Below are 1128 nucleotides of genomic sequence, written 5' to 3'. Positions count from 1 at the left end.
GTGCGCACCGCGCCGCGCCCGGTCAGCAGGGCGTCCAGTGCCGCCGGATCGAACGCGCGCAGCCGCGACCAGAGGCCGGTGAACGGTTCCTGTGGCTCCTGCGCCTGCAGACCGCCGAGGTGCGCGACGGCGTCGCGCACGGGTACGTCGGCGCGGTCGAGCAGCAACTGCCGGGCCAGCGTGGCGCGGCCCAGCGCCCGGGTGTCCAGAACGGTCATCGTGGCGCGTGTTCCCTTCGGTTCCGTCAGTGCGGAACGACGCTCTCAGGAGATGCGGTCAGGATGTGACCGCATCTCCTGGGCGATCGGCGCGGGAACCGCCGGACAGCGCCTACGGGACCTCCGGGGCGCGGTACTCGCCCATCGCGTCGATGAGCCAGCGCGCCAGGTAGTCGGCGAACGAGGACCGTGGGAGCAGCCGGTACGTCGGCGCGTCGTCGACCTGCCAGAGCAGCGCCGCGACCGGGCCCACCGTGGTCGACACCGCCCGGCCGGGGCCGAAGGCCCGGGGGTGCAGGTCCAGCGGGCAGCCCTTCTCCAGTACCTGCCGGGCGGCCGGGCCGCTCAGCTCCAGGGTGGTGCGGTTCGCCGAGACGTCCACCACCGATCCGGGGTCTCCCGCGAGCGCTTCCCGCAACTCGGCGGCCACGGCGTGGCCATCCGCCCGGGACACCACGAGCCACTCGTCGGGGCCGAGCCAGAGAACCGTGTGAGCGCCGGAGGCGGCGGTGTGGCCGCACCGCTGCGGGAGCGGCGCCCCGAGGGTCTTGCCGATGCGGTCGGCCGCGTAGGAAGCGGGGGCGACGCGCAGGTTCACCATGGTGAGGAACGGCCACTCGGTGAGCGCGACACCACGGGCGCCGGTGACGGCGGCGGCGCGCATCCGCTCGTCCAGATGGGATAGTGGGCTGCGGCGCAGGTGCACCGGGCCGGGGATGGTCAGCTCAGCCATCGCGCTTGGTCCCTTCGGGGTCGTAGAGGACGGTGTCGGCCACCAGGACGGGCACCAGCTCATCGCCCACCGGGGCGAAGAGGGTCTGCCCGATCCGCTCCCGACCGCCCGCGACGAGGGCGAGGGCGAAGGGGCGGCCGAGGGCCGGGCTGTGGTAGCTGGAGGTGACGTGGCCGA

At 74.1% G+C, this 1128-nt stretch carries 3 protein-coding genes; all 3 read right to left on the bottom strand.

Annotation, left to right across the window (positions count from 1 at the left end):
• A partial coding sequence (locus ACZ6CL_RS43015) for a DNA glycosylase AlkZ-like family protein (protein ID WP_468947051.1) occupies window positions 1-218 on the bottom strand: 218 nt, incomplete at its 3' end.
• A gap of 112 nt (window positions 219-330) precedes the next feature.
• A complete protein-coding gene (locus tag ACZ6CL_RS43010; protein ID WP_468947048.1) occupies window positions 331-951 on the bottom strand; it encodes a sarcosine oxidase subunit gamma in 621 nt (206 codons plus the stop codon).
• On the bottom strand, window positions 944-1128 hold a 185-nt coding region (locus ACZ6CL_RS43005; RefSeq protein ID WP_468947045.1), incomplete at its 5' end, for a glycine cleavage T C-terminal barrel domain-containing protein. The genes ACZ6CL_RS43010 and ACZ6CL_RS43005, both read right to left, overlap by 8 nt.

The sequence above is a fragment of the Streptomyces sp. NPDC041200 genome, assembly GCF_055591805.1.
This window is presented reverse-complemented; position numbering and strand designations above follow the sequence as displayed.